This is a genomic window from Streptomyces sp. NPDC021212 (assembly GCF_044332925.1).
GTDB lineage: Bacteria > Actinomycetota > Actinomycetes > Streptomycetales > Streptomycetaceae > Streptomyces.
Genome location: NZ_JBIRPZ010000002.1, coordinates 484,877 through 511,333 on the forward strand (window position 1 = coordinate 484,877; position 26,457 = coordinate 511,333).

Annotated in this window: 22 protein-coding genes and 1 pseudogene; 7 read left to right on the forward strand and 16 right to left on the reverse strand. The window is 71.9% G+C overall.

Features of this window, described 5'->3' with window-relative positions:
* Nucleotides 1–367: 367 nt before the first annotated feature.
* From ACH4SI_RS06465 to ACH4SI_RS06475, 3 genes are read right to left on the reverse strand one after another with little or no spacing between them, the layout of a single operon-like run.
* Nucleotides 368–1,156 carry a 3-oxoacyl-ACP reductase gene (locus ACH4SI_RS06465; RefSeq protein WP_398293239.1) on the reverse strand — a complete coding sequence of 263 codons (789 nt, stop codon included), beginning with the start codon at nucleotides 1,154–1,156 and terminating at the stop codon, nucleotides 368–370.
* 1 nt (nucleotide 1,157) lies between these two features.
* Nucleotides 1,158–2,555 (reverse strand): aldehyde dehydrogenase family protein, encoded by a 1,398-nt coding sequence (locus tag ACH4SI_RS06470; RefSeq protein ID WP_398293241.1) that lies wholly within the window; start codon nucleotides 2,553–2,555, stop codon nucleotides 1,158–1,160.
* 11 nt (nucleotides 2,556–2,566) lie between these two features.
* On the reverse strand, nucleotides 2,567–3,934 hold the full coding sequence (locus ACH4SI_RS06475) for a glutamine synthetase family protein (protein ID WP_398293243.1): 1,368 nt from the start codon (nucleotides 3,932–3,934) through the stop codon (nucleotides 2,567–2,569).
* Between the two features lie 105 nt (nucleotides 3,935–4,039).
* Between ACH4SI_RS06475 and ACH4SI_RS06480 the strand changes: the two genes are divergently transcribed.
* The 3 genes from ACH4SI_RS06480 to ACH4SI_RS06490 all read left to right on the forward strand — a co-directional run bounded on the left by ACH4SI_RS06480 (nucleotide 4,040) and on the right by ACH4SI_RS06490 (nucleotide 7,079).
* Nucleotides 4,040–4,774 carry a FadR/GntR family transcriptional regulator gene (locus tag ACH4SI_RS06480; protein ID WP_398293245.1) on the forward strand — a complete coding sequence of 245 codons (735 nt, stop codon included), beginning with the start codon at nucleotides 4,040–4,042 and terminating at the stop codon, nucleotides 4,772–4,774.
* Nucleotides 4,775–4,894: 120 nt separating this feature from the next.
* A complete protein-coding gene (eat, locus tag ACH4SI_RS06485; RefSeq protein ID WP_398293927.1) occupies nucleotides 4,895–6,367 on the forward strand; it encodes an ethanolamine permease in 1,473 nt (490 codons plus the stop codon).
* 16 nt (nucleotides 6,368–6,383) lie between these two features.
* Nucleotides 6,384–7,079 carry a gamma-glutamyl-gamma-aminobutyrate hydrolase family protein gene (locus tag ACH4SI_RS06490; protein WP_398293247.1) on the forward strand — a complete coding sequence of 232 codons (696 nt, stop codon included), beginning with the start codon at nucleotides 6,384–6,386 and terminating at the stop codon, nucleotides 7,077–7,079.
* Between the two features lie 112 nt (nucleotides 7,080–7,191).
* Here the strand turns inward: ACH4SI_RS06490 and ACH4SI_RS06495 are convergent, their stop codons facing one another.
* The 5 genes from ACH4SI_RS06495 to ACH4SI_RS06515 all read right to left on the reverse strand — a co-directional run bounded on the left by ACH4SI_RS06495 (nucleotide 7,192) and on the right by ACH4SI_RS06515 (nucleotide 12,608).
* Complete coding sequence (locus tag ACH4SI_RS06495; RefSeq protein WP_398293249.1) at nucleotides 7,192–9,021, reverse strand: trypsin-like peptidase domain-containing protein; 1,830 nt, start codon at nucleotides 9,019–9,021, stop codon at nucleotides 7,192–7,194.
* A 9-nt stretch (nucleotides 9,022–9,030) separates the two neighbouring features.
* The gene (locus ACH4SI_RS06500) at nucleotides 9,031–9,339 is read right to left on the reverse strand and encodes a trypco2 family protein (protein ID WP_398293251.1); all 309 of its coding nucleotides are present in this window, start codon (nucleotides 9,337–9,339) and stop codon (nucleotides 9,031–9,033) included.
* A 65-nt stretch (nucleotides 9,340–9,404) separates the two neighbouring features.
* The gene (locus tag ACH4SI_RS06505; RefSeq protein ID WP_398293253.1) at nucleotides 9,405–10,268 is read right to left on the reverse strand and encodes a chitosanase; all 864 of its coding nucleotides are present in this window, start codon (nucleotides 10,266–10,268) and stop codon (nucleotides 9,405–9,407) included.
* A 99-nt stretch (nucleotides 10,269–10,367) separates the two neighbouring features.
* Nucleotides 10,368–11,594: an MBL fold metallo-hydrolase gene (locus ACH4SI_RS06510; protein WP_398293255.1), complete on the reverse strand. Its 1,227-nt coding sequence runs from the start codon at nucleotides 11,592–11,594 to the stop codon at nucleotides 10,368–10,370.
* Between the two features lie 162 nt (nucleotides 11,595–11,756).
* Nucleotides 11,757–12,608, reverse strand: coding sequence for a GNAT family N-acetyltransferase (locus ACH4SI_RS06515; protein ID WP_398293257.1), 852 nt, complete (start codon nucleotides 12,606–12,608; stop codon nucleotides 11,757–11,759).
* Nucleotides 12,609–12,695: 87 nt separating this feature from the next.
* Here ACH4SI_RS06515 and ACH4SI_RS06520 point away from each other — a divergent pair, with 87 nt between their 5' ends.
* On the forward strand, nucleotides 12,696–15,506 hold the full coding sequence (locus tag ACH4SI_RS06520) for a SpoIIE family protein phosphatase (protein ID WP_398293259.1): 2,811 nt from the start codon (nucleotides 12,696–12,698) through the stop codon (nucleotides 15,504–15,506).
* A gap of 79 nt (nucleotides 15,507–15,585) precedes the next feature.
* Here ACH4SI_RS06520 and ACH4SI_RS06525 read toward each other — a convergent pair whose 3' ends face one another.
* Both ACH4SI_RS06525 and ACH4SI_RS06530 read right to left on the reverse strand, forming a co-directional pair.
* Nucleotides 15,586–16,491, reverse strand: coding sequence for a glycoside hydrolase family 19 protein (locus ACH4SI_RS06525; protein WP_398293261.1), 906 nt, complete (start codon nucleotides 16,489–16,491; stop codon nucleotides 15,586–15,588).
* Nucleotides 16,492–16,591: 100 nt separating this feature from the next.
* Complete coding sequence (locus ACH4SI_RS06530) at nucleotides 16,592–17,623, reverse strand: DUF6745 domain-containing protein (RefSeq protein WP_398293929.1); 1,032 nt, start codon at nucleotides 17,621–17,623, stop codon at nucleotides 16,592–16,594.
* A gap of 138 nt (nucleotides 17,624–17,761) precedes the next feature.
* On the opposite strand from ACH4SI_RS06530, the pseudogene ACH4SI_RS06535 reads away from it, so the two are divergent.
* Nucleotides 17,762–18,643, forward strand: a pseudogene (locus tag ACH4SI_RS06535) (STM4011 family radical SAM protein).
* Here the strand turns inward: ACH4SI_RS06535 and ACH4SI_RS06540 are convergent.
* From ACH4SI_RS06540 to ACH4SI_RS06550, 3 genes are all read right to left on the reverse strand, one after another.
* Complete coding sequence (locus ACH4SI_RS06540; protein ID WP_398293931.1) at nucleotides 18,616–19,359, reverse strand: SAM-dependent methyltransferase; 744 nt, start codon at nucleotides 19,357–19,359, stop codon at nucleotides 18,616–18,618. The pseudogene ACH4SI_RS06535 and the gene ACH4SI_RS06540 sit on opposite strands and share 28 nt — an antisense overlap.
* 154 nt (nucleotides 19,360–19,513) lie before the next feature.
* A complete protein-coding gene (locus tag ACH4SI_RS06545; protein ID WP_398293264.1) occupies nucleotides 19,514–19,765 on the reverse strand; it encodes a DUF397 domain-containing protein in 252 nt (83 codons plus the stop codon).
* A 3-nt stretch (nucleotides 19,766–19,768) separates the two neighbouring features.
* A complete protein-coding gene (locus tag ACH4SI_RS06550) occupies nucleotides 19,769–20,635 on the reverse strand; it encodes a helix-turn-helix domain-containing protein (protein ID WP_398293266.1) in 867 nt (288 codons plus the stop codon).
* A 137-nt stretch (nucleotides 20,636–20,772) separates the two neighbouring features.
* Here ACH4SI_RS06550 and ACH4SI_RS06555 point away from each other — a divergent pair, with 137 nt between their 5' ends.
* Nucleotides 20,773–21,216: an ATP-binding protein gene (locus tag ACH4SI_RS06555; protein WP_398293268.1), complete on the forward strand. Its 444-nt coding sequence runs from the start codon at nucleotides 20,773–20,775 to the stop codon at nucleotides 21,214–21,216.
* A gap of 44 nt (nucleotides 21,217–21,260) precedes the next feature.
* Here ACH4SI_RS06555 and ACH4SI_RS06560 read toward each other — a convergent pair whose 3' ends face one another.
* Both ACH4SI_RS06560 and ACH4SI_RS06565 read right to left on the reverse strand, forming a co-directional pair.
* Nucleotides 21,261–22,058, reverse strand: coding sequence for an SGNH/GDSL hydrolase family protein (locus tag ACH4SI_RS06560; protein ID WP_398293270.1), 798 nt, complete (start codon nucleotides 22,056–22,058; stop codon nucleotides 21,261–21,263).
* A 66-nt stretch (nucleotides 22,059–22,124) separates the two neighbouring features.
* Complete coding sequence (locus ACH4SI_RS06565; RefSeq protein WP_398293272.1) at nucleotides 22,125–24,236, reverse strand: alpha-galactosidase; 2,112 nt, start codon at nucleotides 24,234–24,236, stop codon at nucleotides 22,125–22,127.
* A 172-nt stretch (nucleotides 24,237–24,408) separates the two neighbouring features.
* On the opposite strand from ACH4SI_RS06565, the gene ACH4SI_RS06570 reads away from it, so the two are divergent.
* Nucleotides 24,409–25,227 (forward strand): tyrosine-protein phosphatase, encoded by an 819-nt coding sequence (locus ACH4SI_RS06570; RefSeq protein ID WP_398293274.1) that lies wholly within the window; start codon nucleotides 24,409–24,411, stop codon nucleotides 25,225–25,227.
* Nucleotides 25,228–25,233: 6 nt separating this feature from the next.
* Here ACH4SI_RS06570 and ACH4SI_RS06575 read toward each other — a convergent pair whose 3' ends face one another.
* Nucleotides 25,234–26,448 (reverse strand): serpin family protein, encoded by a 1,215-nt coding sequence (locus tag ACH4SI_RS06575; protein WP_398293276.1) that lies wholly within the window; start codon nucleotides 26,446–26,448, stop codon nucleotides 25,234–25,236.
* Between the last annotated feature and the right edge of the window lie 9 nt (nucleotides 26,449–26,457).

Genomic DNA, 26,457 nt, shown 5'->3' on the forward strand with positions numbered 1-26,457 from the left:
AGCTTCGTCCCTCTCGTTGAAACGACGCGCCGTGAGTTCAGGCGGCGCCACGCAGTGGACAGCATGCACACCGCCAACTGCCACGCACGACCCGGGACGCACCGATACGGAGACCGAAACTCTTTGTGTCAGCCACCGAACACCCGCCGCCGCATTCCCTGCGCAGACCACCATCCGGAACAGATCTCACCGGGCCCGAGCGACGATGCGGATCGCATGAACAAACGGTGAAGAAACCACACTCCGCATTTCCGTTTCTTGCCGGGGGCATATTCAGGAAAAAAAATAACCGGCGCGCCGGACTATTCGGCGCGCCGGTTAACGGGATATGGCCGTGCGGCAATGGTGCGGCCGCCGTCCCCCATGACTAGAGGGGAGTGACGTACGCCCCCGCGATACCGCCGTCCACCAGGAACTCGGCCGCGTTGATGAACGACGAATCGTCGCTGGCCAGAAAGGCGACCGCGGACGCGATCTCCTCGGGCTCGGCGAACCGCCCCACCGGTACGTGCACCAGCCGCCGCGCCGCCCGCTCCGGGTCCTTGGCGAACAGCTCCTTCAGCAGCGGGGTGTTGACCGGCCCCGGGCACAGCGCGTTGACCCGGATGCCCTCGCGCGCGAACTGCACGCCCAGCTCGCGCGACATCGCCAGCACCCCGCCCTTGGAGGCGGTGTAGCTGATCTGCGAGGTCGCGGCGCCCATGACGGCCACGAAGGACGCCGTGTTGATGATGGAGCCCCTGCCCTGGCGCTGCATATAGGGGAGCGCGGCCTTGCAGCACAGGTAGACGGAGGTGAGGTTGACCTCCTGGACCCGCTTCCAGGCGTCGAGGCCGGTGGTGAGGATCGAGTCGTCGTCGGGCGGCGAGATGCCCGCGTTGTTGAACGCCACGTCGACCGAGCCGTAGGTGTCGTACGCGGCCTTGAACAGCGCCTCGACCTGCTCCGGGTCGGTGACGTCCACCTGGACGTAGAGCCCGCCGACCTCATCGGCGGCGGCCTTGCCCGCGGACTCGTCGATGTCGGCGCACACGACGCGCGCGCCCTCGGAGGCGAAACGGCGCGCGGTGGCCAGGCCGATGCCGCTGCCCGCTCCGGTGATGACGGCGGTACGGCCCACCAGGCGGCGGCACACAGGGGTCTCGGTCTCGCTCACGTCACTGCTCCTCGGTGCTGATGAACACGTTCTTGGTCTCGGTGAAGGCGGTCAGGGCGTCGGGCCCCAGCTCCCGGCCGAGGCCGGACTGCTTGTAGCCGCCGAACGGGGTCGCGTAGCGCACGCTGCTGTGCGAGTTGACGGACAGGTTTCCGGCGGCGACGGCGCGCGAGACGCGCAGCGCGCGGCCCACGTCGCGGGTCCAGATCGAGCCGGACAGGCCGTAGTCGGTCGCGTTCGCGAGCCGCACGGCGTCGACCTCGTCCTCGAAGGGGAGGACGACGGCCACCGGTCCGAAGATCTCCTCCACGGCGGTGCGGTCCCCGGGCGCGGTGGCCTCCAGGACCGTCGCCGGGTACCAGAAGCCCTTGCCGCCGGGGGCCTCGCCGCGGATGGCGGCGGGCGCGTCCTCGGGGACGTAGGACCGTACGCGCTCGCGCTGCGCGGCCGAGATCAGCGGGCCCATGGCGGTGGCGGGGTCGGCCGGGTCGCCGGCCGTGAAGGACCGCACGGCGGGCTCCAGCAGCTCCATGAACCGGTCGTAGACGCCGCGCTGGACCAGGATCCGGCTGCGGGCGCAGCAGTCCTGGCCGGTGTTGTCGAGGAACGAGCCGGGCGCGGCGCTCGCCGCCGCCTCGATGTCGGCGTCGGCAAAGACGATGTTGGGGCTCTTGCCGCCGAGTTCGAGCGTCACGCGCTTCACGCCCGCCGCGCACTTCGCCATGATCTCCTTGCCGACGGGCGTCGACCCGGTGAAGACGACCTTGGCCACGTTCCTGTGCTCGACCAGCGCGGCCCCGGCCACCGGCCCGGCGCCGGGCAGCACCTGGAACAGCCCCTCGGGCAGCCCGGCCTCCAGGGCGAGTTCGGCGAGCCGGAGGGCGGTCAGCGGGGTGGTCTCGGCGGGCTTGAGGAGGACGGCGTTGCCCGCGGCGAGGGCGGGCGCGGTGCCCCAGCCGGCGATCGGCATGGGGAAGTTCCACGGCGCGATGACGGCGACCACGCCGAGCGGTTCGTGGAAGGTGACGTTCAGCCCGCCGGCCACCGGGATCTGGGCGCCGCTCAGCCGCTCCACTCCCCCGGCCGCGTACTCCAGCAGATCGCGGACGTTGCCCGCCTCCCAGCGGGCGTTGCCGATGGGGTGGCCCGCCTCGCGGACCTCCAGCGCGGCCAGTTCCTCGATGTGGTCGTCCACGGTGGCGGCGAAGCGGCGCAGCAGCCGGGCCCGGTCGGCGGGGGCCAGGGCGGCCCAGCCGCGCTGGGCGGTGGCGGCGCGGGCGACGGCGGCGTCCACGTCCCCCGGGGTGGCGGCCGGGACGGTGGCGATGACCTCCTCGGTCGCGGGGTTGAGGATGTGGTGTTCGGCGGGGTGGTGGTCGTGGGGGTGTTCGGTGCTCACTCGGTGGTTCCTCACATGCGCTCGAAGGACCGGAAGCGTTCCCAGTCGGTGACGGCGGTGTCGTACGCCTCCTGCTCGACGCGGGCCATGTTGAGGTAGTGCTCGACCACCTCGTCGCCGAACGCGGCCCGCGCTATGGGGCTGGCCCGCCACAGGTCGGCGGCGTCGCGCAGCGAGGTCGGCACGTGTTCGGCGTCGCCCGTGTAGGCGTTGCCGGTACAGGCCTCGGGCAGCTCCAGCTCCTGCTCGATCCCGTACAGCCCGGCGGCCACCATTCCGGCGACGGCGAGATACGGGTTGACGTCGCCGCCGGGGAGCCGGTTCTCCAGCCGGTGCGCCTGGCCGTGGCCGATGACGCGCAGCGCACAGGTGCGGTTGTCCGGGCCCCAGGCGACGGCGGTGGGCGCGAAGGAACCGGGCCGGAACCGCTTGTACGAGTTGATGTTGGGTGCGTAGAGGAGGGTGAAGTCGCGCATCGCGGCGACCTGCCCGGCCAGGAAGTGGCGCATGGTCTTCGACATGCCGTACGGGCCGTCGTCGTCCGCGAGCACGGGCTGTCCGGCCTCGTCACGCAGCGAGAGGTGGATGTGGCAGGAGTTGCCCTCGCGCTCGTCGTACTTGGCCATGAAGGTGAGCGCCATGTCCTCCTGGGCGGCGATCTCCTTGGCGCCGGTCTTGTAGATGACGTGCTGGTCGCAGGTGGTCAGCGCGTCGTCGTAGCGGAAGGCGATCTCATGCTGGCCGAGGTTGCATTCGCCCTTGGCCGACTCGACGGTCATTCCGGCGGCGCCCATCTCGTTGCGGATGCGGCGCAGCAGGGGCTCGACGCGGCCGGTGCCGAGGATGGAGTAGTCGACGTTGTACTGGTTGGCGGGGGTGAGCCCGCGGTAGCCGCTGTCCCACGCCTGTTCGTAGGTGTTGCGGAAGACCATGAACTCCAGCTCGGTCCCGGCGTACGCGGTCCAGCCGCGCTCCGCGAGCCGGTCGAGCTGGCGGCGCAGGATCTGCCGCGGGGAGGCGACCACGGGCGAGCCGTCGTGCCACCCGAGGTCCGCGGTGAGCATGGCGGTGCCGGGGTTCCAGGGGGTGCGGCGCAGGGTGGCGGTGTCGCCGTGGAGGGCGAAGTCGCCGTAGCCGCGCTCCCAGGAGGACATGGCATAGCCGCCGACGGTGTTCATGTCGGCGTCGACGGCGAGCAGGTAGTTGCAGCCCTCGGTGCCGTGCTCCAGGGCGTCGTCCAGGAAGAAGCGGGCGGCGAACCGCTTGCCCTGGAGTCTGCCCTGCATGTCGGTGAAGGCCAGGACGACGGTGTCGATCTCCCCTGCGGCGACGAGCCTGGTCAGCTCGTCGACCGAGAGCGGGGGTGTGCGGTCTGCCACGGTGGTGCCTCCTGGCTTCCGGACTTTCGGACGGGTGTGGGGGCGTGGAGTGGCCTTAAGGTAATACCGCAGACCATTGATTGGGAAGGAGGTGCGGACGGTTCGATGGACGAGACCCATGGCGGTGGGGACCGGCTGGCGCCGGTGCTGCGCCCGGTGCGCGCCGGAAACGGCTTCGAGGAGGCGCTGGAGCAGATACTCCAGGTCGTACGGCTGGGGCTGGTTCCCGACGGCGGCCGCCTCCCGGCCGAGCGCGAGCTGGCGGAGCGGCTGCGGATCAGCCGGGTGACCCTGCGCGAGGTGCTGAAGGTCCTCCAGGACCAGGGGATCGTGGAGAGCCGCCGCGGCCGGTACGGCGGCACCTTCGTGCGGGCCCGGCCGGAGCCCGCCGCGGGCGGCGAGGACGAGCTGCGGCGGCGGGTCGAAGCGGTGGACGTCGAGGACACGCTGCGCTTCCGGGAGGTCCTGGAGGTCGGCGCGGCCGGGTTGTGCGCCGCGCACGGCCTGGACGACGCCCAGGCGGCGCGGCTGCGCGCCGCCCTCGACGCGACGCGCGACGCCCCGCTGGCCGACTACCGGCGCCTGGACACGATGCTGCATCTGACCCTGGCCGAGCTGGCGGGCTCACCGTCGCTGGCCGCCCAGTACGCGGCCGTCCGGGCCACCGTCAACGACCTGCTGGACTGCATCCCGCTGCTGGTACGAAACCTGGAGCACTCCCAGGCCCAGCACGGTGCGCTGGTCGAGGCGGTGCTGGACGGGGACGCGGACGGGGCGCGCGAGGTGATGCGGGAGCACTGCGAGGGCACGGCGGCGCTGCTGCGCGGATTCCTGCCGTAGCCCTGTTTTTACGCGGAGGGTCTTGCGCGGACCCTCCGCCTGCGGCAAAGGTATGCCCCCACACCAATCCCCTCCCCACCGCCGTCCCCTTGTGCGAAGCCAGGAGTGCCCATGGCTGACATGGCCGAAGGAACCGAGACCGCCCGCACCCCCTCCCCCGATCCCAGCGACACCGGCTCACCCGGCGAATCCAGCTATCTGGAGCGGCGCACCCTGCGACGCGGCAGCGCGGGTCCGCTGCTGCTGACCGGCCTCGGCGTCGCCTACGTGGTCTCCGGCGACTTCTCCGGCTGGAACTTCGGCCTCGCGGAGGGCGGCTTCGGCGGGCTGGCCATCGCCGCCGTGCTCATGGGCCTGATGTACACCTGCATGGTCTTCGCCCTCGCCGAACTGGCCGCGATCCTCCCCACCGCGGGCGGCGGCTACGGCTTCGCGCGGCGCGCCCTCGGCCCCTGGGGCGGGTTCCTCACCGGCACGGCGATCCTCATCGAATACGTCCTGGCGCCCGCCGCCATCTCCATCTTCATCGGCGACTACGTCGAATCGCTCGGCCTCTTCGGCCTGGAATCCGGCTGGCCGGTCTATCTCGCCTGCTTCGTGATCTTCATCGGGATCCATCTGTGGGGCGTGGGCGAGGCCCTGCGGTTCAGCCTCGTCGTGACCGCCATCGCCGTCGCCGCGCTGCTGATCTTCGCGATCGCCGCCTTCACCGACTTCGACTCGGGCTCGCTGAACGACATCGCGGTCGACCACTCGGCGTTCGGCTCCAGCTCCTGGCTGCCGTTCGGCCTGCTCGGCATCTGGTCGGCGTTCCCCTTCGGCATGTGGTTCTTCCTGGGAGTGGAGGGCGTCCCGCTCGCGGCCGAGGAGACCCGCGAACCGGCCCGCACCCTGCCCAAGGCCATGGCCTGCTCGATGGGCATCCTGCTGCTCCTGGCCCTGCTCACCTTCCTCGCCGCCACCGGCGCCCGCGGCCCGGACGCCGTGCAGGACGCGGGCAACCCGCTGGTCGAGGCGCTTCAGCCGGACGGCAAGGCCACCGCGCTGTCCCGCGTCGTCAACTACGCGGGGCTCGCAGGTCTGGTCGCCTCCTTCTTCTCCCTGATCTTCGCCGGTTCGCGGCAGCTGTTCGCCCTGTCCCGGGCCGGATACCTGCCCCGCTTCCTCTCCCTGACCAGCCGCCGCAAGGCCCCCTACCTGGGCCTGCTCGTCCCTGGCGCCATCGGCTTCGGCCTCGCCGCCTGGTCGGGCGACGGCGCCCGGATGCTGAACGTCGCGGTCTTCGGCGCCACCATCTCGTACGCGCTGATGTCGCTCTCCCACATCGTCCTCCGCCGCCGCGAGCCGGGGCTCGACCGTCCCTACCGCACCCCCGGCGGCATCGTCACCTCGTCCGTCGCCTTCCTCCTGGCCTGCTCGGCGCTGGTGGCCACGTTCCTGGTGGACAAGGACGCGGCGTTCATCGCCCTCGGTGTCTACGCCGTGGCGCTCGCCTACTTCGCCTTCTACAGCCGCCACCGTCTGGTCGCGTCGGCGCCGGAGGAGGAGTTCGCGGCACTGGCGGAGGCCGAGGCGGAACTGTCCCGCGACTGAGAGATTGGACCCGTCCGTGCCCCCTCTGCCTCTGATCGGCATCAGCACCTACCTCGAAGCCTCGGCGCAGTGGGGCGTCTGGAACCTCCCGGCCGCCCTGCTCCCCGCCGGGTATCACCAACTCGTCCAGCGCGCCGGGGGCCTGGCCGCGATGCTGCCCCCGGACCCCGCCGCCGGATCGGCCGCCGCCGTCGTCTCCCGCCTCGACGCCGTCGTGATCTCCGGCGGCCCCGATGTGGAGCCCGTACGGTACGGAGCCAATTCCGATCCCCGCACGGGCCCGCCCGCGCGGGAGCGCGACGCCTGGGAACTGGCCCTGATCGAGGCAGCGCTGTCCTCGGGCGTCCCCCTGCTGGGCATCTGCCGCGGCATGCAGCTCCTGAACGTCGCTCTGGGCGGCACCCTCGTCCAGCACCTGGACGGCCACGCGGGCCCGCCGGGCGTCTTCGACCGGCACGAGGTCAAGCCGGTCCCGGGCACGCGGCTGGCCGAGGCGCTGCCGGAGCCCCTGTCCGTGCCGACCTTCCACCACCAAGCGGTGGACCGCCTGGCCGACGGTCTGGTCGTCGGCGCGTACGCGTCCGACGACGGGACGGTGGAGGCGGTGGAGATGCCCGGCGCGGAGGGCTTCGTGCTGGGCGTGCAGTGGCATCCGGAGGCGGGCGACGACCTGCGGGTCATGCGGGCGCTGGTTGCGGCGGCTGGTCGTTGACGTCCAGCCCGAGGTGGGCCACCAGGAGTTCGTCGGCCCGCCAGGACTCGCCACGCACCGCGTGGACCAAGGCACGCGGGCCCGACCACTCGGTGCGGCCGGTGCTACTGCGTTACGGCCCGTCGGGCGGGGCACGCTCGACCGCCGTGGCCACGGTGTCGATCTCCACCGGCGCGGCGCTGTCGCTGCCGGTCTCCTCGCGGATCCGGTCCTGGCGGCGGGGGTCGGCCGCCAGGCTGGTCGCCCGCCCGAGGTCGCCGAGCGCGGCCACCATGCGTCCGTACGGCTGGAGCAAATACGGCGGCGTGCTCTCCGGCCAGCCCCGGTCACGGTATCCGGACGCCCAGGCGTGAAGACGCTCCCGATACGGCTCCACGTCCGGGCCCAGCATCTCCACCGCCGCCGCGAACAGCGTCTCGTGCGCGAACAGATACCCCCGCTCGCCAGGGTGGCCATGCGGATCACCACGCATACGCAGAATCCGCCCGAACACCCCGCCCACCCGGTGCAGCACCGTATACCGCCGCTCGCCCGTCAGCTCGCGCAGATCGTCCGCCCGCAGGCTGCCTCGCGCCGCCGCCAACAGGCCGATGATGTCCTTCTCCACATCGTCCCCGGCGAGCGCCCGCGACAGTTCGAACCGCGCCGCGTGCTCCAAGTTCATCGCGTGGTCGGTCCTGCGCAGCCACAGCACCACGGCCCCCCGCAACGGATGGCCGGACGCGACGTCCAGCGGAAGGTCGGGGCTGGGGCGGCTGGTGACGAGGACTCGGAGATTGGGCGGCGGGCGTTCGGGGAGGAGGGAGGCGATGCTGGGGCCGGTGGCCCCGTCGCGCGCGGACTGGTCCTCGTCCAGGCCGTCCACGACGAGCAGCAGCGTGGCGCCATCCTCCGCCACCCGCTCGGCGGCTTCGGTCAGCAGCGCGCGGCGCTCGGCCTCGCGGACGCCGGGCGAGGCGTGCGGGGACGGCTCGCGGCCGACGATCGTGGCCAGTTGGTGGACCACCGCCTCGGTGTAGGCCGCGCTGTCGGCCTGGCCCGCCATCCGGGAGGTGATGAAGAACGACACCGGGACCACCCCGCGCGGCGGGTGCAGCGCGAACCATGACACCAGCGCCGTCTTGCCCGTCCATGGGCGGCCCTGGATCCAGCGGTACGTCTCGGGACCCGCGCAGAAGTCGACCAGCTCGCGTAGTTCCTCGGCCCGCCCCAGCAGCTCGGGCGGGGCGATGTCCCGCAGCAGGGCCTGATACCCCGCCTCGATCTGGCCGAGCCGCGACGGCGGGAGGACGTCCGGGAGGTGGGCGAGGGCGGTGCTCAGCTCCCTTTCGAGGGCGGACAGTTCACCGTCCGGCAGCCGCTCCGCCCACCGGTCCGCCCGGCTCACCGCCAGCCGGCCCGCGCCGTCGGCGTGGTGATGGGCGGCCACCACCCCCACGATCCGGCCGCCGCTGAAGACCGCCGCGCCCGACATGCCGTCCCAACTGCCGCCCGGCGGCGGCACGCTCAAGTCGAGGGTGCCCTCGCGGCGGTTGGACAGGACCGCACACGTGCCGTGCACATGCTCCGCGTCGCGGTACGGGCGCCCGTCCTCGCCCTCCCGCATCTTGAAGGCCGGGAAGCCCACGGCGCTGCACCGCAGCACCGCGTCCTGCTCACCGACCCGGCCGAAGCGGGCGGCCGGGACCTCCTCCGGTGCGGAGGGAACGGCCAGGACGGCGACATCAGTGGGCCGGTGCTCGAAGCTCACCTCCGCTTCGAGCACCCGCTCCCCCGGCCGGTCCGCCTCGAACCGCACCCGCACCGACACCGCCGACGCCACCACATGGGCCGCCGTCAGCACCCTGCCGGGCGCGACGAGATAGCCCGAGCCGCGGCGGCGGTCACCCGACGCCGCCTCGACGATGATCTCGGCCACCCGCTCGGCCGTCAGCCCCGCCACCGCTCGGCCTCAGCGCTCCCCGGCCACCTCGGCCCCGGAGATCCTGGCCGTCCCACGGGTGCCGTCGGGGCGCGGGGTGGTGGGCTGGAGGGTGAGGGTGATGCGCTGGGTCTCGGACGAGGTGTACTTCCCGTCACCACCGGCCTCGACCACCCAGAAGCGGACCTTTCCACTACCGCCCGCCTCCTTGGTGACCGCGACCGTGGCCTCGATCTCGATCGGGCCGACGTCGAACTGGAGCGCCTCCCCCGCGCCCTCGCCCGCCGCGGCCGTGAGCTGCGCCCGCAACTCGCGGATCATCTCGGACAGTTCCACCATGGTGCTGAGCCCCCCCTCGTAATCACGCGAGACAAAACTCTACTAGGGGGCACCGACACCGGCGGTCAGCTGTTGATTTCGAAGGACTCGCCGTACACCTTCCACTTCAGCGGCGGGTTCAGGTCGAAGTTCTTCGCGTTGAGGAAGACGCGCTGCGCCGTGTCGACCCGGCTGGTGTCGCTGTGCGCCTCCTCGCTCTGCATGGCCTTCTTGCGGGCGTCGAGGAAGGCGTTGAGGTACGTGGTCTGGTTGCCGCCCTGCGCCGGGGTCTTGGCCTTGGACATGGCCGTCTTGCGGATGCCGCCGAAGCTGTACTTGCTGTCGCCGGGGCCGTGCATGACGATCGCGTCGTAGTAGATGAACTGGCCGAGCGCGCCGAGGCCGTCGTCCTTGCCCTGCTTGACCGACGGGTTGAAGTAGACGCGGTCGCGCTCGTGCTCCTGGGCGTCCTGGAACGCCTTGTCCGCGGCGGCCTTCTTCCAGTCCTTGGTGAAGTTGGGGTCGAGGCCGCTGTGGGAGTCGCTGCCGTTGACCCTGCGCAGGGCTGGGAGGTACTTGGCGAGGACATTGTCCGGCTTCTGCTCGGTGTAGTACTCGACCAGCTCCAGCATGTCGCCGGTGCCGGAGCAGAAGCCGATGATGCCGGCGGTGTAGCCGCGGCCGTCGCCGATGTCCTCGATGTACTTGAACTGGCCGCGCCAGTCCAGCGAGGAGTTCTCGGCGCTGGAGACCAGCTTCATGGCGATCTCCTTCTTGGCCGGATCGTCCAGGTTGGCCGCCGCGCCGGACTGGTGAGCCGGGGACGGGGACTGGACGGAGGTGGCGGCCGGGTGGGCGGCGGCCTGGCCCACCCCGACTCCGACGCCGGTGAACACGAGCGCGGCGGGTAACGCCACGGCCGCCGCCGTGCGGCCGATCCTTCTGGACATGGGGGACTCCGTTCGCTTGAGCCATCCGTTAGGAAGCTTTCCTAACCATTCAAGCGAGCGCGCCACACCGCCCACAAGGCCTTCGGCTCAACTCGCGCACTACGCCTGCGGAATGGGCACCGCCGGATCGGTGCCGTCGGCCGTACCGGCCGGGCCCGCGGGCTGGGGAACGTCCCGGGCCGCGACCGAGGCGACATCCGGGTAGGCCGTCGCCGACGGCACCGCCACCGCCCGCCACCACGTCTCCAGCGGCAGTCCGCGGCCCGGCTCGAAGGGCTGCCCGGGGCGCGGCATGGCCACGCTCGCCCCCGCGGCGCGGGCCGCGGCGACGGTGCCCTCGGCGGGCTCCTCCCACGGGTGCGGGGCCAGATTGAAGGTGCCCCAGTGGATCGGCAGCATGATCCCCTGGGTGGGCTCGCCGCCCTGGAGGTCGAGGTGGGCGCGCATGCCCTCCTCGGGGGTCATGTGGATGTCCCTCCAGAACTCGCTGTACGCGCCGATCTGGATCATGGTCGCGTCGAACGGCCCGTACGACTTCCCGATCTCCGCGAAACCGGAGAAGTACCCGGTGTCCCCGCTGTGGTAGATCCGGTGCTCGGGCCCGGCCACCACCCAGGAGGCCCACAGGGTGTGCTGGGTGTTGCGCAGCGCGCGGCCGCAGAAGTGGCGGGCGGGGGTGGCGGTGAGCAACAGCCCGGCCACCTCGGTGGACTCGTGCCAGTCCAGCTCCGTCATCCGGTCCGCCGGTACGCCCCAGTGCTCCAGGTGCGCGCCGACCCCGAGCGGCACGACGAACGTGGTGCCGGTGCGCACCAGCGCGCGGATCGTGGGCATGTCCAGGTGGTCGTAGTGGTCATGGGAGATGACCACCGCGTCCACCGGACCCAGCTCCCGGAGCGGCACCGGGACGGGGTGCAGCCGCTTGGGCCCGAGGGACGCGAAGGGCGAACAGCGCTGCCCCCACACCGGGTCGAACAGCACCCGCCGCCCGTCGATCTCGGCGAGCACGCTGGAGTGGCCCATCCAGGTCAGCCGCAGCCCGGAGGCGGGTGGCGTGGCCAGCTCGGCGAGGGTGGTGGGGTGCACCGGCACGGTCCCGGCCGGGGCCCGGCGTATCCGGTTCTCCTTGCGGAAGTACGTGGGCAGGAACTTCAGCATCGAGCCGGAGGGGGCGGCGCCGCCGCCCCCGGGGTTGGTGAACACACCGTTCGCGAAGTTCGGGGACCGCCGGATGCGCTCCATCCGCTCCCCGGCCGGATCCGCCCCGAAGGCGGCGGGACGCAGAGCTGTGGCGAGCCGGGCACGCTGGGGGCTGGAACCGGACACGGCACCTCCTGGGTGAAGGGGAGCTACGGGGCACCCCGTGGCCTGTGCAGTTGTGCTGCTGCACTGTCACAACTCTCGCGACCGGTGAGCTTGTTCCGGAAGAGGGTTCCGGATCTGCTCAGGCCGTTCTCCAGGGACTCAAGGGGGCTCAGGGTCAGGGGCTCAGGGGGTGAACGTCAGCTTCAGGTGATCCTCGACCGGGCGGTAGCCGATCCGCTGGTAGAGGGCGTTGCTGGTGGGGTTGGCGAGGTCGGCGAAGAGCAGCACCCGCTCGGCTCCCGCGGTACGCGCCGCCCGGCTCACGGCGGCAGTGACCGCGCCCGCGTAACCGCGTCCCCGCAGCTCGGGCGGGGTGTAGACGAGCGAGACGCGGACGGTGGCCGCGACCGCGCGGCTCACCGCGGCGGTGGCCACCGGCTTGCCGTCCACCTCCCACAGCGTGGCGCCGTGGTGGCTGAGCCGGTCGTCCACCGTGCGTGCGACCTCGGCCTCGGGCAGCGCCCCGGTGTCGCGGCCGAACGCTCCGTACCAGCTCAGCAGCAGGTCGCGGTCGGCGGTGGTGGCCGTCCGGGCCCGCCCCCGTGCGGGCCCGGACGGGGTCAGGGTGTCCAGCCGGTACAGCCGCTGGACGTCGCCGGCCCCGCGGGTCTCCCCGGTGTGCCGCTCCCAGGCGTCCGCGAACGCCTCGGCGACCGGGCGCGCGCCGTTCACCCCGCCGATCCGCGGCCGGTCCGCCCCGGCGAGGGTGCGGGCCAGCGCGTCCGCCGCCTCCGCGGGCATGGCGGAGAGCAGCGGCGGACGGGGCGGGGTGCACACGAAACCACCGTCGACGGCGCCCGAGGGCGCCCGCCACCAGCCGAAGACCGGCGGCTGGTCGCCGTAACGGCCGCTACCCGCCGCTTCCAGCGAGGAGACGACGCTGAGCAGCAGGGTGTTCCGGACCGGGCGGGCGCGCAGGTACGCTCCCGCGACGGCCTGGAACGCATCGAGGTCGTACGTCGTCGTCCACGCCATGCGCTCCAGGCTGGCGCGCCCGGCCCGCCCGGCGCACCTCATTTATCGCCGGGGAGGGCGCGGCGAAGTGGGGATAATACTAAAAACATGCGGATACGAGATTCTTTCTGTACATGGCGGACACCGGGTCGGCGTGCGGGGCCGCGTGGGGGAGATGCGGCCCGCGACCGGCCGGGAGGCCACACACGGTCGCAGGAGCGGCGCCTGCGCTCCCTGCTGAGCGTGCGAAGCGTCGCCGGTCAGGTGTTTCTCCTCCAGCTGGTGGTCATCATCGTCCTCGTGGCCGCGACGGTGGCGGCTCTGGTGCTCCAGGCACGGCGCGAGGGCACGCAGGCAGCCCGTAACGAGGTCCTGGCCACCGGCGAGGTGTTCGCGCACTCTCCGGGCGTCGTGAAGGCCCTGGACAGCTCCGACCCGACCGCGGCACTACAGCCGTACACCGAGGCGGCCCGGAAGCAGTCCGGCCTCGACAACATCGTGGTGGCGACGACGCACGGGATCCGGTACACCCACCGTGACCCGAGCCTGATCGGGAAGCACTACGTCGGTCCGTACAAGAAGGCGGTCCACGGCAAGGCCTTCACGCACATCGTCAGGGACCCCCTGGGCCTGTCCGTGTACGCGGCCGTCCCGGTGTTCCGGCCCGACGGCTCGGTCGCCGGAATCGTGAGCCCCGAGATCACGGTCAACAACGTGAACGAAGAGGCGGGGCGGCAACTCCCGGTGCTCTTCGGCGCCGCCAGTGGCGCGCTCGTTCTGGCCGCGGGCGGGTCGGCGCTGGTGAGCGGGCGGCTGCGGCGCCAGACCCGCGGGCTCGGCCCGGTCGAGATGACGCGCATGTACGAGCACCATGACGCGGTGCTGCACGCGGTCCGGGAAGGAGTGCTGATCGTCGGGGGTGACGGGCGGCTGCTGCTGGCCAATGACGAGGCACGGCGGCTGCTGGACCTGCCCGCGGGCGCGGAACAGCGCCACGTCACGGAGCTCGGCCTGGCGGAGGCCACCGCCGAGCTGCTGGCCTCCGGCCGCACCGTCACCGACGAGGTGCTTCTGGCCGGGGACCGGCTGCTGGCCGTCAACCTGCGGTCCGTCGAGGACGGGGGTACGGCGGGCAGCGTGGCCACCCTGCGCGACACCACCGAACTGCGCGATCTGGCGGGCCGGGCGGCAGTGGCACGGGAGCGCCTGCGGCTGCTGTACGACGCCGGGGTGCGCATCGGCACCACCTTGGACGTGGTGCGCACGGCCGAGGAGCTGACGGAGGTCGCGGTGCCGCGATTCGCCGACTTCGTCACCGTCGAGCTGCTGGACCCGGTCCTGCGCGGCGAGGAGCCGGACGGGGCGAGCACCGAAATGCGTCGCACCGCCGTCCACGGCATCCGCGACGACCAGCCCCTCCTCCCGGTGGGCGAGCTGATCCGTTTCGTCCCCGCCAGCCCCGTGTCCGCCGGGGTGGCCACCGGCCGCGCCGTACTCGAGCCGGATCTGACCACTTCCCACGGCTGGCGCGAGCAGAGTCCGGAACGCGCCCGGAGCGTCCTGGACTACGGAATCCATTCGCTGGTCTCGGTGCCGCTGCAGGCGCGTGGCATCGTGCTCGGGATGGCCAACTTCTGGCGTTCGGAGAACGAGCCCTTCGAGGCGGAACACCTCTCCTTCGCCGAGGAGTTGGCCGCGCGGGCGGCGGTGTGCATAGACAACGCCCGGCGTTTCACCCGGGAGCACGCGATGGCGGTCACCCTGCAACGCAGCCTGTTGCCCAGCGAACTGCCAGAGCAGTCCGCCGTCGAGGCGGCCTTCCGCTACCTGCCCGCGCAGGCCGGAGTGGGCGGGGACTGGTTCGACGTCATCCCGCTGCCCGGCGCCCGGGTGGCCCTGGTGGTCGGTGACGTGGTGGGCCACGGCCTGCACGCCGCCGCCACCATGGGCCGACTGCGCACCGCCGTCCACAACTTCTCCGCCCTCGACCTGTCGCCCGACGAGCTCCTCGGACACCTCGACGAACTCGTCGCCCGCATCGACCAGGAGCACGACGCCGAGGGCGACGGCACGCCGATCACCGGAGCCACCTGCCTGTACGCGATCTACGACCCGATCTCAGGGCAGGCCACCATCGCCCGGGCCGGTCACCTCGGCCCCGCCCTCATCGACCCCGACGGCGTCGTCACCTTCCCCGACGTCCCCGTCTCCCCGCCGCTCGGCCTCAGCGCCGGCCTGCCCTTCGAGACCGCCGAGCTGCGCCTGCCCGCGGACAGCCGGCTGGCCCTCTACACCGACGGACTCGTCGAGAGCCGCGACCGGGACCTCGACACCGGCCTGGAGCTGCTGCGAGAGGCCCTGGCCCGCTCCGGCCGGAGCCCGGAGCGGACCTGTCAGGCGGTGATCGACGCGCTGCTGCCCGCCCGCCCCGGCGACGATGTCGCTCTGCTGGTGGCCCGCACCCGAAGGCTCGACCCCGGCCAGGTCGCCGAATGGGACGTGCCGGAGGACCCCACCGCGGTCGCCCCCGTCCGCGCCGCCTGTGCCGGCAGAATGGCGAGCTGGGGCCTGGAGCACCTTGCCTTCACCACCGAGCTGATCGTCAGCGAACTGGTCACCAACGCCATCCGCTACGGCGCCGCGCCCATCCGGCTCCGTCTGCTGCACGAGGGCCGCAGCCTGATCTGCGAGGTCTCCGACAGCAGCAACACATCTCCTCATCTGCGACGCGCGGCCACCACCGACGAGGGCGGGCGCGGGCTGTTCCTCGTCGCCCAGTTCGCCCAGCGCTGGGGCACCCGGTACACCGCCCGCGGCAAGGTCATCTGGACCGAGCAGTCCCTGTCCCACAGCACGGCGGAACCCAGCGGCGCCACGGGCGAGGACCTGCTGGAGCAGTGGGACGACACGGCCTTCTGACGGTCCGTCGCCGGGCGGGCGCGCGGGAACGCGCCCTCCGCGGCCCGGACTCATCGCGGTCGTACCATCCCCTGGAGCCTCAGCAGCTCAGGTTCGAGCCCGGGGTGGTGCCGAGTATCTGGACGAACCTCTGGTACGCGTCGATCCGGCTCTGCACCTGGCCGGGGTTGGCCCCGTTGCACTCCAGGCTGCCGTTGATGCTGCGGATGGTCTCGCCGAAGCCGCGCTGGTTGACCATGGCGTTGTGCGGGGTCATGGTGCCCGGGCCGGTCTGGGTGTTCCAGTACCAGAGGGCGGTCTTCCAGGACACCGCGGAGTCGTTCTGCACCAGCCAGGGGTTGTTGAGCAGGTCGATGCCGAGGGCGTCACCCGCGGCCTTGTAGTTGAAGTTCCAGCTGAGCTGGATCGGGCCGCGACCGTAGTACGCCGACTGGCCCGCGGGGCAGCCGTAGGGCCGGTTCCAGTCGCAGTAGTGCGGGTAGTTCGCCTGGTTCTGCTCGACGATGTAGACGAGACCGCCGGTCTCATGGCTGACGTTGGCGAGGAAGGCGGCGGCCTCCTGCCGCTTCACGGTGTCGCTGCCGGTGTTCGCGAAGCCGGGGTAGGCGCCGAGGGCGGCGGTCAGGCCCTGGTAGCTGTAGAAGCCGTTCCGGTTCGGGAACATCTGGTTGAACTGGGCCTCGCTCACGACGAAGCCGGAGTTCCCGCCCCCGCCGCAGTCGTACGGCTCCCAGTACCAGGTGCTGATCACCGGGTCGTAGCCCGGGTTGTCGTGCTCGGCCCGGTAGTACCGGCCGTCGGTGTACCGGACGATGTCACCGGTCACGTACCACTTGCCCGCCACCCAGTTCGGGTAGCTACAGGCCGCGCGCGAGTCCGCGGTGCCCGCCGCATCCGCCGATGCGGAGGCCATGGGCATGCCAAACAGTAAGGCGCACGCCGCCGCCAGTGCGGCGAACCATGCCGTGGCGCGTCTTCTCCACATGAGACCACCCCAATCCTCGTGTTGTCGGAGGACACTCAATCGGCTTGGTCTATACCAGTCAAGGTTCAGACCAAGCCGATGTGGGGTGTGACCATCCGTCTCAGGTCTCGCGCTCCGGCACATAGGTCTCGGCGTCCAGACCGAACGTCCAGGCCACGCCCTCGCGGGCGGTCCGGGTGCGGGGCGGTACGCGCAGCCAATACGTGCGGTGCGTACCGTCCGGCTCCGGCGTGGAGTTGACCACCTCGACCATCACCACCGGCTCGTCGGCGGCCAGGTCGATGCGCCACAGCACACCCGTCTCGTCCCGGTGCACGGGCTGCGCCCCGGACTCGTCGAGATAGCGGTCGTAGCCGTAGTGCTCCAGCATCACCCGGCGCGGCTCCGCGTTCTCCTCCGCGCGGATCCGGTCCGGGGTCAGCCCGCCCAGTTGGCCGAGGAAGTCCGCGGGCACCGGCATACCGCGCCAGGCGTACAGCGCGAAGCCGTCCGGGAAGGCCAGCGCGGGGCCGTCGCCGCGGTCGAGACGGCCCGCTTCGTCGCGGTACAGCTCGACCGGGCGCTCCGCGATCACCACGGCCTTCTCGTACGGCCACCACCACCCGGCGGCGCGGGCGACCGCGGCCGGTCCGGCGAGCCCGTCGTCGGGACCGTCGGGAACGTCGGTGACGGAGGCCGGCCAGGGCGCGTCATGCTGGCCCAGCACCGCGTCCAGCAGGGCGAGCCGGACGGCCGTCTCCCGATCCGCCCGCTCCGCGCCCGTCCCTTCCGTCAGGGACTCGATGACACCGGTGCGGACGCGCTCGGTCAGCGCCCGGGTGATGTCCCACAGCGGCGCCCCCGCCAGCGCCCAGCGCTCGGCCCACCCGGCCGGGCCCAGCGCGGTGTGCGCCCGCTGCCGGGCGCGCGCCCAGGGGCGGGTGCGCACCGCCTCCCGTACCGAGGCGCCCGCGGCACCCGCCACCGGCTCGATCCCGGCGTCCGCCAGCGTGTCGGCGGCCCGCTCGGCGACCTCGCCCGGCAACCCCTCCGCCTGCCCGGTGAGCAGCAGCGCGGCCGCCGTGCCCGCCAGCGGGGAGCCGGTCCACACGATCCGCTCCGGCGGCTCCAGCCCGGCCTCCTCGTAGGCCAGCGGCCGCGGAGCCCGGCCGGCTGCGGCTGTCGGCGGAGGGCCTGGCGCACTCCGACGCGCTCGGCCCCGAGCTGTTCTCGCCCGCCGTGCGCGCCGCGATGGCCGCGTACGAGGCGAAGTGAGCGGGTGGGCGGCGCCGTGGACCTGACGATCCTGTACCGGGGCCCGCTGGCCTCCTGCGACTACGACTGTCCGTACTGCCCGTTCGCCAAGCGGCGCGACAGCCGGGAGGCGCTGCGCGCCGACCGGGCCGCGCTGGAGCGCTTCACGGCATGGGCCGGCGAGCAGTCGGGCGACCGGCTGTCGGTGCTGTTCACGCCGTGGGGCGAGGGGCTGACGCGCTCCTGGTACCGGCGTGCGCTCATCGAGCTGAGCCGTCTTCCGCACATCGAGCGGGTGGCGATCCAGACCAATCTGAGCTGCCGCACCGACTGGACGGCCGAGGCCGACCGCGACACGCTCGCGCTGTGATGCACGTACCACCCGGGCCAGACGCCGTACGACCGGTTCCTGGCCAAATCCCGGGAGCTGACCGCGCGCGGGGTGCGCCACAGCGTGGGGATCGTCGGTCTTCCCGACCACCTGGACCAGGCCCGCAGGCTGCGCGCCGAGCTGCCCGAGCGGGTCTATCTGTGGGTGAACGCGGCGGAGGGCCACGCCTATACGGACGCCGAGGCCGCCGACTGGACGGCGCTCGATCCGCTCTTCGGCCACAGCCGCCACCCGCACCGAAGCGCCGGTCTGCCGTGCCGGACCGGCGCCTCGGTGATCTCGGTGGACGGTGACGGCACGGTGCGCCGCTGTCACTTCGTCGCCGAGGAGCTGGGCAATCTGTACGACGGTTCGTACCGCCCGGCGCTGCGGCCCCGGGCCTGTCCGCTCTCGACGTGCGACTGCCACATCGGCTACGTCCATCTGGAGTTGCTGCCGCTCTACGACGTGTTCGCGGGCGGGGTTCTGGAGCGGATCCCCGCCGCGCGTACCGGACCGCTTCAGCTCTTGCGGCCGACCCCGCCGTAGATACCTACGGTCGCCAGCGCCCCCGCGTCCGGTGGCGGTCCGTCCGGGCGCCACAACGGCGCCCGGACCAGCCCGGGATCGAGCATCGTGAACCCGTCGAAGAACGGGACGATCTCGGCGTGGCGGCGCAGGCTCAGCTCGGCGGTGGACTTCCGGTACACCTCGTCGGCCACCTGGTCGGGGCCGTGGAAGTCCAGCGTGCCGTGGCTGATCACCAGATGGCTGCCGGGAACCATCTGCTCGGTCAGGGTGGCGATGATGCCCGCCGGGTCCTCCGCGTCCGAGACGAAGTGGAGGACCGCGACCAGCAGCAGCGCCACCGGTTCGGAGAAGTCGATGCCGTCGCGCACCGCCGGATGCGCCAGGATGTCGGCGGTTCTGCGCGCGTCGGCCAACGCGAAGTGCGTACCGGGGGTGTTGGTCAGCTTGGCGTCCGCGTGCGCGGCGACGATCGGGTCGTTGTCGATGTAGACCACCCGGGTCTCCGGGGCGATCTCCCGGGCCACTTCATGGGTGTTGGGCGAGGTCGGTATGCCCGTCCCGATGTCGATGATCTGCCGTACGCCTCCGGCCACCACCGCACGGACGGCGCGCAGCAGGAACTCGCGGTTGGCGCGGGCGCTGTCGAGGATGTCGGGTGACTGCTCGATGATGCGCTCGGCGGCCTCGCGGTCGATCTCGTAGTTGTCCTTTCCCCCCAGGTAGTAGTCGTACATCCGGGCCGGATGCGGTCTGCTGGTGTCGATGTCCTGGCCGGACACCCGTGGGCCGGGTATGCGCGACGCGGATAATCGCCGGCCGGATAATCGCTGGTCGGTCACTCCATGTCCCCTTGTCAGTCCCCCTCGTTCCCCCTTGGACGCCCGGGCGTCACAGGAGCAGGAAATCGGCCTCGCCGGCCTTCGCCCCCTGGATGAAGCTCTTCATCTCCAGGCTGGTGTAGATCAGGGCCGGTCCGTCCGGGTCGGTCGACTGGCGCAGCGCCACCCGGCCGTCCTTCAACCTCATCGCCTCGACGCAGCTTCCCCCATTGCCACCGCTCCACGGCTTGTGCCAGCCCTCGGAACCGAGGTCCCTGGCCGGCATGCCGCTGTAGACGCGGCTCCCGCATATGCGATCCATTGTTCAGATCTCCTTGCGAATGCCACTCAGAATGGCCTGAGTGGTCTGTGCAGGCGCGGCCTGCGCGCACATCCGGTCCAGGGCCTCCAGGAACGCCGATACGTCATCGCGCTGGTCGAAGTAGGAGCCGCTCACGAGCGTCTCCGTATACGCGATATCGGGCAGCTCCGGGATCGGGAACCGGAAGATATGGAAGGGGCCGTACATCGCCGGGTGCGGGCCGGCGTCGAACGGCATGACCTGCAGTCTGATCTGGGGTGAGTCGGCGACCTCGATCAGCTTGCCGATCTGGGCCCGCATGATCTCGGGCCCGCCGATGGGACGGCGCAGCACCGTCTCGTCCATCACCACCCACAGCATCGGGGGATCGGGGCGGCGCAGCAGGGCCTGCCGCTCCATCCGCAGCGCGACGTTGCGCTCGATCTCGGACTCGGGGGCGTGCGCCATGCCCGCGCGGAGCACCGCGCGGGCGTAGTCCTCGGTCTGGAGCAGCCCGGGGATGTAGTGGGGCTCGTAGGCGCGGATGAGGTTGGCTTCCACCTCGAGGCTCACGAACGTGTTGAACCAGTCGGGCAGAACGTCCCGGAACCGGTGCCACCAGCCGTTCTTGTTGGCCTCCTTCGCGAGGGAGAGGAATGCCTCGACCTCTTCGGGGTCGGTGACGCCGTACGTGCGCAGCAGCTTCTCGACGTACGGGAGCTTCAGGCCGACCTCGGCCTTCTCCATGCGCCGGATCGTGGCATGGGTGACGTCGAGGGCCCGCCCGGCCTGTTCGAAGGACAGCCCGGACTTCTCGCGAAGGTCCTGGAGTCGCTTGCCGAGCACGACCCGCAGGACGGTCGGGGCACCACCCGACCGCGCATCCGCCACTATCGTCCCCCTCCACTTACTGTCACAGCACAGCAGTCTGGCACGGGCTCAGCTTTCGGAACAGTCTGTCCTTCCGATTCTGTAATTTACAGACTGAACCTTGTCACAAGCGATCGTGACAGAGCATAGTTACGACTGTGGCTCCTTCCTACGAGGCTCTCCGGTTAGGGCACAGCGACTCGACGGTCGCTGCGTGCCTTCAGGACGCGTTTCGTCTCCCGGCGCTGAGCACGTCCGTCGCGGAGGCGAGAAGGCATGTCGTCCTGCGGCTGCGCTCGTGGGGTGTCGACCAGGACACCCGCGACAGCGCCGAATTGGTGGTATCCGAGCTGTTCACCAACGCGGTCCGGCACACCTCCAGCGACGAGGTGCGCTGCTCGCTGCAGCTCATGGGGACCCGGCTGCGCCTCGAAGTGGCCGACAAGGGCTGTGCGCGCACGGTGCCGCAGGCGCGGTCGTCGGTGAGCGTGGACCAGGAGGGCGGACGGGGGCTGATGCTGGTGGAGGCCCTGTCCCAGGCGTGGGGCGTACGACCCCACACGGGCGGCACGGGCCGCGCCGTATGGGCCTACCTGGCCTGAAAGGGCTGAAGGTCTGAAAGTCTCAAAGGGCTGAACGGGCCGGCTCAGTGACGTAGCGGCAGCAAGTCCGGGCGCTTGGGCTCCACGTGGTCCCCCGAGGACACCCCGCGCAGCCGTCTGCCGATCCAGGGCACCAGATACTCGCGCGCCCAGTGAATATTGTCCCGGCGCACCTCGGCAGGGGTGCGCTGTCCGTCGTCCGGCCACGGCTGGTCGGGGTCGGCGGGCACCTCGAGCCCGAGGACCTGACCGGCCCGCAGCGCGACCCGGGTGTGCCCGTCGGCAGACAGATGGAGCCGGTCGTCGTCCCAGGCCCGCCGGTCCTGCACCGAGCGCAGCGACCACAGGTCGAGCACCGGGCAGTCGTAGCGATCGGCGATCGCCCGCACATGGGCCGTATACGTGGCGATCTTGCCCCGCAGATGACGGAGCACCGGGATCCCCCGGGTGTCGAAGCCCGTGCACAGCAGCACGGTGGGCACCCGGGAGGTGAGGTCCGCGACGGCGGCCTCGTAGCGCCGGGCGACGTCGTCGGGGTCGCTTCCGGGCCGCAGGATGTCGTTGCCGCCCGCGCAGAAGGTGACCAGGTCGGGACCGAGGTCGATCGCCCGCTCCACCTGCTCCTCGACGATCTGGTCCAGGAGCCGGCCGCGCACGGCGAGGTTGGCGTAGCGGAATTCGTGTTCGGGCCGCCGGTCGGAGAGGAGGACGGCGAGCCGATCGGCCCACCCGATGAAGACGCCGTCCGGACCGGGATCGCCGACGCCTTCGGTGAAGCTGTCCCCGATGGCTGCGTACGACCCGATCACTGCGCGCTTGAGTCTTTGCGAATCGTCTGCCACATCCGGACATGATTCACCCCGGCACGTGACCTACGCCACCGTAACCAGCCCTTGACCAGGGGTGAGTTATCCCACCTGTTCAGTTCGGCGTAGGTGGAATACGGCGGCGTCCAGGTCGCCGCGGAGCCCGGTGCGCAGGCCGTGATGGCTGAGCACCGCGCCGCGGTGGACGGTCCCGGTGGCCAGGTCCTCGTACGCCGAGTCCGGGTCCAGGCCGCGCAGCCGCAGCGGGGGCTGGGGTTCGCCGTAGCTTTGCGCGTGCAGCCACGCCAGCACCACGGTCTCCTCGCCGCGCACGTACTGCACCGCGCTGAGCCCGCCGCCGCCCGGCGGCCGCAGCCGGTACTGCTCGCCGTGCTGGACGACGGGCCGGATCCGCTTGTAGAGCGCCACCCAGTCACGGGCCTCGGTGAGTTCGGCCTCGCTCCACTTCGTCAGGTCACCGCCGATGCCCAGCACCCCGGCCATCGCGCTGACGAAGCGGAAGCCGAGCCCGCTCGTGCGCTGGTTGCCCATGACGTTGGGGCTGTCGGTGACCCAGGCGGCCATCACCCGGGCCGGGTGCAGCTGGCTGAAACCGTGCTGGATGGCGAGGCGGTCCAGCGGGTCGGTGTTGTCCGAGGTCCACACCTGGTCGGTGAGGCCGAGGATGCCCAGGTCGATCCGGCCGCCGCCGCCCGAGCAGGACTCGAAGGCGACACCGGGGTGGGCGGCGCGCAGCCGCCCCAGCAGGTCGTACAGCCCGCGGACGTGCTCGATGCCCAGCCGCTGCGGATACGGGTCGCCGGGCCAGCCGGGGTCGGTGAAGGAGCGGTTGAAGTCCCACTTCACATAGTCGATGGGGGCGCTGCTCAGCAGGGTGTCCAGCCGCTCCCACAGATACGCGCGGACGTCGGGCCGGGCGAGGTTGAGGACCAGCTGGTTGCGGAACTCGGTGCGGGTACGGCCGGGGTGGTGCTGCACCCAGTCGGGGTGGGCGCGGTAGAGGTCGCTGTCGGCGTTGACCATCTCCGGTTCGACCCAGATCCCGAACCGCATGCCCAGCCCGTGCACCTCGTCGGCCAGCGGCTTCAGCCCCTGCGGGAAGCGGTCCGGGTTGGGGGTCCAGTCGCCGAGCCCGGCCCGGTCGCTGGTGCGGGACCCGAACCAGCCGTCGTCCACGACGAACAGCTCGACGCCGAGACCGGCGGCGAGCCGGGCGAGTGAGCGCTGCTGCTCCTCGCTCACCTCGAACTCGGTCGCCTCCCAGGAGTTGTAGAGGACGGGCCGCTCCTGGTGGGCGCCGGGGATGACGTGGGCGAGCTGCCAGGCGTGCCATCCGCGGCTGGCGGCCCCGAAGCCGCGTTGAGTCCACAGGCCCGCGAAGACGGGGGTGGTGAAGGACTCGCCGGGGGCGAGGAGCAGCAGCCCCGCCTCATCGTGACCGGCGCCGCCGACGGTCTGTACGGTGCCGTCGGCGAGCCGCTGGACGGCGATCCGCCAGGACCCGGACCAGGCGAGCGCGCAGCTGTGCACCTCGCCGCTCTCCTCGGTGGCGGTGCCGTCGTCGATCGCGATCCACGGCAGATGCTGATGGCTGGTGTGGCCGCGGCGGCTGCCGATCACCTTCTCGCCGGGGGTGAGGTCGGTGCGGGCGAGCCGGCTCTCGGCGGCCCAGCGCCCGTACAGATGGCTCAGCCGGTGGCGCTCGCCGGCCGGAAGCGACCAGGCGGCGGAGTCGGCGCGCAGCAGCTCCAGCGGGGCGTCGTCCGGGGTGCCGGTGTGGGTGAGGGTGGTCCAGCGCTCGATGACATCGCCGTCGTCCCGCATCCGGTAGTGGAGGGTGATGTCGAGGTGGTGGAGCGGGTCGTGGAAGCGCAGCCGCAGCTCGTCGCCGCTGACGGCACTTTCCTGGAAGCGCCACTCGGTGCCCCGCACCCCCGCCGCACGGACCGACAGGGCGGGGCGTACGAAGCGCGGGCCGCCCTCCACCGGGTACTCCTCGCGCCCGTCCAGCGGCGATTCGAACCCCCGCTCAGCGGGCAGAGGTTCGGCGGCGAGGGCCTCGGCGTCCGGGACCGTGAGGCGCGGGCCCCAGTGGAGGTGGAGCAGGGCGTCCTCGTCGGTGAGGTGCAGGGCGTAGCTGCTGCGCCGCCCCGAGAGCAGCCAGAGCCGACCGTTTCCGCCGATTTCAATCATCACGCATCCCCAATTTCCCACAGGTCCCAACATCATCGGGCAGGTTCTCACGCACGGCAATGGCCCAGCTCACGGTCGGCAGAACTGATTGCAGCAGGAACCCAGTGTCGTATGGTCAGCAGAGCCCGCCTCGTCGACGAGCGGCGCGGCGGCCGACCGTGAAGGAGCGCCCGTGACGCAGCCGTCGCCGCAGGTCCCGCAGGCCGAACCCCAGCTGGTGGGGGTACGCAACTTTCGCGACGTCGGCGGTCTGCCGACCACCGACGGCCGGCGCGTACGGTCCGGCGTGCTGTTCCGCAGCGGCCACCTCGCCCATGCCACCGACAGCGACGCGGCGTTCCTCGACTCGCTCGGCCTCCACACCGTCTTCGACTTCCGCAACGCGGCCGACATCAAGCTGGAGGGCCCGGACGTCTCCCTCTCCGGCGTGCGGAACGTGAACCTCCCGCTGTCCGACCCGGCCGACGGCGCCGGGTTCTGGACCATGGTGCGCGAGGGCGACCTCAACACCCTGCGCGAGCTGCTGGACGACGGGCGCGCCGAGCGGCGGATGATCAACGCGTACCGGGCCATCATCACCAGCCGCATCGTCGAGCACGGCCGGGTGCTCGGCGCCATGGCGGAGGACAGCTCGCCCGTGCTGATGCACTGTTCCGCGGGCAAGGACCGGGCCGGTCTGTCGATCGCGGTGACGCTGCTCGCGCTCGGGGTCGAGCGGGAGGCCATCGAGGCCGACTATCTGGAGTCGGCCGCCGCCCACCGCCGCTACAAGATCTGGCGCAAGGGCAATCCCGCGGACGGGTCCGACCCCATGTCGCCGGAGGTGCTGGAGCTGCTGAGCCCGCTCTTCGACGCGCGCTCCGCCTATCTGGCGGCGGCCTTCGAGACGATAGAGGAGACCTGGGGCGGCACCGAGCGCTATCTCACCGAGGGCCTGGGGCTGGCCGCCCCGCAGCGGATGAGGCTGCGGGACCGGCTGCTCACCGGCTGACGGGGCTCACCGCCCGACCGAGCCGGGCCCCCACGGGCTGTCGGCCCCGGGCTCGGGCTCGGTGACCCAGCCCGCCGTGAGCACCAGGCCGGTGGCGCGGTGTACGGCCAGGAAGCCGAAGGGGCGGTCGTACATCACGCTGATCAGCTTCGCCTTCTGCTGCGGCACCCCGGCCGCGTCCATGGAGAACGCGGTCACGGCCGCGGCCCAGAACCCCTCGGCGCTGAACGACGCGGTCATGGACTGCTGCCCGGAGGAGATCGCCAGCGGGCTCGGGCTGATCCCCGGGAAGTGGCCGCGGGAGGTGTCCTGCGCGGTGCGCAGCCCGAACAGTTCCGCGTACCGCAGCAGATCGTGGTGGGCGTTCACCGTGAACTGGGGGGTGGTGAGGACGACCGAGGACGTGGCGTCCCAGCTCGTGATCTCCCCGACCCGGACACCGGGCCCGGCCTCGCCCAGCGGCAGCGCCGGCCCCGGCAGCCCCTCGTACTTCCCGGCCACCGCGCCGATCCCCGCCTCCAGCACCTCGCCGCCCACGGCGTCCTCGGCTCCGAGGACCAGGTGCACGTCCAGCCCGTTGTCACCCGCGACGCCCGAGAGGGTGAGCGGCCCGGCCGGGGTGTCGGGGACGACCCGCAGCACCCCGTCCAGGTCGTCCGTCCTCCGGGTGAGACCGGCCAGCGACCGGTCCCGCCACGGGCCGCCTTGCGGCCGCAGCCACCCCGGCCGGAACGGCTGCTGCCAGGCCGTCTTCACCGTGAGCGCCCCGGCCAGCACCAGCCGGGTGACGGACGTCAGCGGCACCGGCATCTCGGCGATCGCGCCGCCGGTGCGCCGGGAGGCCCACGCGTCCAGCTCCTTGCCGTCGCGCTCGGTGTCGCCGGTCAGCACCCCGCGCACACCCCGCGGAAGCTCCGCCTCCCACGCGGGCCGCACCGGCAGGTCGTGACGGGTCCACAGTCCGGTGGCCGCCGCCACGCCGTCCATCGCGTCCAGCGCCTCGACGATCTCGCGGCCGAGCGCCGTGGCACCGTCCGCGCCCACGCCGAGCGCGTCCTCCAGCTCGCCACGGGCCGGGCCGCCGGCCGCGCCCGCGAGCAGGGCGAGCAGCGGCCAGGCCCCGGCGCCGGTGAGGACGGTGGACTCCTCGCCGCTCACGGCGGCCCGCGCCCATCGTCCGGTCAGTGCGTTGACGGCCCCCACCGCGGTCGCGTCGGTCATCGCCGGTCC